The 4,598-nt window shown below is 55.7% G+C and carries 4 protein-coding genes; 1 reads left to right on the plus strand and 3 read right to left on the minus strand.

What is annotated here, in order from left to right; translation table 11 throughout:
- The first annotated feature begins 71 nt into the window (after positions 1–71).
- The gene (locus AC3DKS_RS14845; RefSeq protein WP_272607430.1) at positions 72–995 is read left to right on the plus strand and encodes a ThuA domain-containing protein; all 924 of its coding nucleotides are present in this window, start codon (positions 72–74) and stop codon (positions 993–995) included.
- A gap of 7 nt (positions 996–1,002) precedes the next feature.
- Here the strand turns inward: AC3DKS_RS14845 and trhA are convergent, their stop codons facing one another.
- Genes trhA through AC3DKS_RS14860 form a run of 3 tightly spaced genes read right to left on the minus strand, consistent with a single transcriptional unit; the run spans position 1,003 to position 4,385 of the window.
- A complete protein-coding gene (gene trhA / locus AC3DKS_RS14850; protein ID WP_015755201.1) occupies positions 1,003–1,638 on the minus strand; it encodes a PAQR family membrane homeostasis protein TrhA in 636 nt (211 codons plus the stop codon).
- A 53-nt stretch (positions 1,639–1,691) separates the two neighbouring features.
- Positions 1,692–3,026 carry an amidohydrolase family protein gene (locus AC3DKS_RS14855; protein ID WP_272607431.1) on the minus strand — a complete coding sequence of 445 codons (1,335 nt, stop codon included), beginning with the start codon at positions 3,024–3,026 and terminating at the stop codon, positions 1,692–1,694.
- Positions 3,027–3,035: 9 nt separating this feature from the next.
- On the minus strand, positions 3,036–4,385 hold the full coding sequence (locus tag AC3DKS_RS14860; protein WP_272607432.1) for a hypothetical protein: 1,350 nt from the start codon (positions 4,383–4,385) through the stop codon (positions 3,036–3,038).
- Between the last annotated feature and the right edge of the window lie 213 nt (positions 4,386–4,598).

Genomic DNA, 4,598 nt, shown 5'->3' on the forward strand with positions numbered 1-4,598 from the left:
CCCCCCGGAAGGTGCGCCCCAATCCCCCCGGATTTCGTATTTTGCCGGCAACCCGTAAAAATGCCGGCCCGATGCAAAAATTCCTTTTCCTTATGATTTGCCTGGCAGGATGCCTGGAAGCCACGGCCCAGGACCTTCCGCCCATAGCGCTTACAGACCAATGGCTGGAGCGCATCGAGGCGCTTGCCCCCAAGAGCGCGGAAGGGAAAGAGGACGCTGACCGGAACATCCTGGTTTTTTCATTGCATACAGGGTACGAGCACTGGTCCATACCCCATACCGAGGAGGTGGTAAAACTCCTGCTGTCCCAATCCGGGTTTGCCAGCTCCCGGGCCTCAAAGGATATCGCTGTTTTTGAACCGGAAGTTTTGGCCGGGTTTGACGCCGTGGTACTGAACAATACCTGCCCGGAGCGGGATTACCGGGACCTCTTCTACGACGTCTTCCGGAAAAACGCGGATATGCCGGAGAGCCTCAGGAAATCGGAAGCCGCCCGCCTTGAAAAAAACCTGATGGATTACGTTGCCAACGGGGGAGGCCTGGTGCTCCTGCACGGCGGCACGACCATACAAAACAATTCCATGGCCTTTAGCCGGATGACGGGCGGAAGCTTTGATTTTCACCCGCCCCAGCAGCCGGTGTCCATTGAGCTGGCGGAACCGGACCATCCCCTGCTCCGCCCTTTCAACGGCGAGGGGTTTACCATTACGGACGAACCCTATTTCTTCAAAAACGCCTATTCGGATAAGAATTTTCGGCCGTTGCTCTACATGGATGCTCGCGAACTTTACGGGTTGGAACCGGAATACCTGGAGGATCCCATCCGGTATATTTCCTGGATCAGGGCCCATGGCCGGGGCCAGATTTTTGTATGTGCCCCCACACATAATGCCCAGAACTTCGAAAACGCCGAATTCCTGGAATTCCTCTTGTCGGGTATCCGCTATGCGGCGGGCAGCCTGGACGTGCCGGATGCCCCGGTAAAAAAACCCTGATCCTGCCTCAGGCAGCACGAATAAGGCCGAGGATCAGGAACCAATGCGAAATAGCTCCTCCAAGGACAAAAAAATGCCAGATCATGTGGTTGAAGGGAATTCGCCGAATGGCGTAAAAAAAGATTCCCAGCGTATAGAATGCCCCGCCCAGACCCAACCAGAAGGTGCCTTCCGGGCTAAGCTGCTGCAACAGGGACGACAAATCGATGACAATCAGCCACCCCATGATCAGATACAGGAGGAGCGAAAAAATTTCGAAACGGCCGGTAAAAAAGAGTTTCAGCACCGTGCCGAACAGCGCCATGCCCCAGATAACCCAGAAGAGAATCCATCCATTCCCGTCCCTCAGGGTGATCAGGGCCACCGGGGTATAGGTGCCGGCGATCAGGTAATAGATACTGATATGGTCCAGGATCCGCAGGCGCCGTTTTATCCGGGGATCCGCTACCCAGTGGTAGGCCGTGGAGGCGGTGAAAAGCAGCAAAATGGAAAAGGAATAGATCCAGACGGCCATCCGGGATATGGTATCCATCCGGTCTGATTGCCCAATGAGGTACACAGCCCCGATGACCCCCAGAAGGATTCCCAGGGCGTGGGTGCCCGTATTCCAGTGTTCCTCTTGTTTGTAATCGATGTGCCCCATCTGTTGCCAGGTTGAAAGCCGCAAAGATACGGCAACCGGCCTAGCCCCGGTCGTTATTTATACTGCCTGCCCCGTTTGATTACCAGGTCCACATCCTGCAACAGGCTGATATACCGGAGGACATCCCCGTCCACAGCGATGATATCCGCGTATTTCCCCGGGGTAATGGTGCCCACCTCGTCGGCCACGCCGGTCCAGAGGGCCGGCCAGTAAGTAGCCGCCCGGATGGCATACATCGGGTCGATGCCAAATTCATTGACCCAAACATCCAGTTCGTTCCAGGTAGACTGGCTGTGGAATTTCATGGGGATTCCGCTGTCTGTTCCCACCAACAATACCACCCCGGCATCCAGCAACTGCCGGATCTTGGTCTTCAGGGTGGGCCGGCGCGAAGGGGTTAACTGAAAATACGGCAATCGGTCCGGGTGCTCAATGCTCTGCCGGATATCGGCAATCACGCTGTCCGGCAACCCGAGGTGCCAGGAGTCGTTGTCGAGCTTCTCCGGGTTGTCCCGTACGTATTCATAATTGTACAGGCCCTCTACAGTGGGGCACCAGAACAGCGGCCCCAGGTTCATCTGTGCCGTGCGCTCGCGGATCATCTCCATCACGTCCTCCGGGTAACGGGGGGCCGAAGAGAGGCCCGTATGCTCAAAGCAATCCACCCCTACTTCCAGCCCCCTGCGGATTTCTTCCGGCCGGTGCCCATGGGCCACCACCTTGAGGCCGTTCTTGTGGGCCTCCTCCACAACGGCCCGAAGTTCCTCCATCGTCATCTGGTCCTGGTCGACGAGCTTGATAAAGTCCACCCCGGCCTCCGCCAGGCGGCGGATTTTACGGCGGCCATCTTCCGCCCCGTTCACGCCCCAGCGAAAGGCTTCGGTACCCGGGTAGGGCGCGTGCTGGATAAACGGGCCGGATACGTACAGGGTGGCCCCGGGTAGTTCCCCTTTGTTTATGGCGTCCCGGACTGCGAGGCTCTCATCCAGCGGCCCGCCCAGGTCCCGGGCGCTGGTCACCCCGGCCATCAGCAACTGGTGGGCGGATGCCGGCATGATAACGTCTTTTAAAAGCGGTGGATAGGTTTTATCCCAATAGGCATAATCCGCGTGCCCGTTGATCATTGTGTGTACATGCATGTCCCAAAGCCCGGGGAGTACACTCATGCCTTCGGTGGAAATCACTTCCGCCCCCTCCGGTACTTCGAGGGTGCCAACCGTCCCGACGGCTTTGATGCGCTCCCCTTCTATCAAAATAACGCTGTTTTGGATGGGCGCGGACCCGTAGCCGTCGATCAGTGTCCCCCCCACAAGGGCTTTGAGGTTCCCCTGCGCCCGGAGCAGGCCACAACAGGTAAACAGCAAAAAAAATAAGGCGAGATTTCTCATATAAGTCATTTAATCATTCGCATTGTTTGTTGGCCGAACAGATTGCCTGTCCGGGAAATACCAAAACGGGATCCGAATAACCGTGCGGGTATAGACGGAATCGCGTCGGTGGTCCTTGCGGCGCACGTGGAGGGTATGCCTGCCGCTGGCCACTTGTTCGAGGTCCAGGAAGGTCTCGTAACCTATCTGGTTTCGCCGGTTAAGGGCAAAGACAAATTCCGGTTTGAAATCCAGGCTATCCACCGACAGGGTATACATGTCCTCCAGGGTACTCAGGTAGTCCCGGGTGCCCTCGGAAAGTTGTTGCCAACCCAGGTGGCCTTCTGAAAAAACTGAGAAAATGCCCCGGCGGTCTTCTTCGGGTTCCAATTCCTTGTTGAAATAAAACACATCGTCCTCTACGGTGCTGCCGTAGACGACAAAGACGTTCAGGAACGGGTCGGTAATGACCTTTGAGGGGATGGACGCCCGGTCGACAAAATAGATGTCTTCATCCAGTTCGTCTACATAATTCGCTTTGCCTGCAGAATACTCGTTTGTATTGAATTCCTTCCTCAGATAATTGGACGTGCTGAAGCCGGTCCCCGCCAGGATGGTCAGGCCCAGGTAGATCGGGACTACCAGCCAGCTCAGGCGCTTTCCGAACTTCGTGTCCAGAAAATTATAGACCATCGGGCGATACAGGAAGGAAAGCGTCAGGAATTTAAAAACCCAGTAGAAGGGATAGTACACAATGGTGGTCCATTTTTTGCGCTTCAGCCAACCCTGGGTGACGAAGTCGATAAACGTCAGCACCATGCCCGCACTCAGGAAAATGATCAGGGGCGTAACCACCCAGTCCCCCACCCATTCCGGGGTATCGTCCTTTTCCATCCAGAGGGCCATCAGGACAAAACAAAACGTTATAACCAGGAGGCCCAGCAGATAAAAAACCAGCAGGAAGGTGACGGCAAAAACCACGCTGCAGTACTTCTCCAGTTGGGCTACGTAGTTGTCGAAAGACCCTACGCGTTTTTGCAGGTGCCGGTTGAATTTCGGGCTGTAGTTGAGCCGGTCGTAGTCGATTTCCCCGGATACATAGCGCAGGCCAATGGCGCCGATCCACAACCCCCTGAGGATTACGTGGGCGATCAGGTTAATGGTGATGATGTACCAGGAAATCTCGAGCCCCTGGTAGAGCAGCGTGGTATAGACGTTGTTGTCATTCTCGGCCTGCTGTGCGGCCAACTCAATCGGGTCGATGACCATGAAAAGCCCGTAAATGGCAAACCCCGAGATGATCAGTTCGAGCTGCCAGCTCTCCTGTTGGAGGATGTCCAGCCACTTCTTAAACTTCTTGTCGGCGGGTTGGTTGCTCATTGGCGGGTCAGTCGGTCACTAAACTATCAGTCGGTTGCCTAAATATAACCCAAAATCCCGATTGAAGCCCAATTGCGCCGGATGCGTTTCCTACCCGCTGACTGCCCGTTACGGTTACATAAAAAAAGCCCCTCACATTGCTGTGAGGGGCTTCTGTTTAAAGGAGGCGGCGACCTACTCTCCCACCTTGTGAGGCAGTACCATCGGCGCTGA

The organism is Robiginitalea sp. (assembly GCF_982776155.1).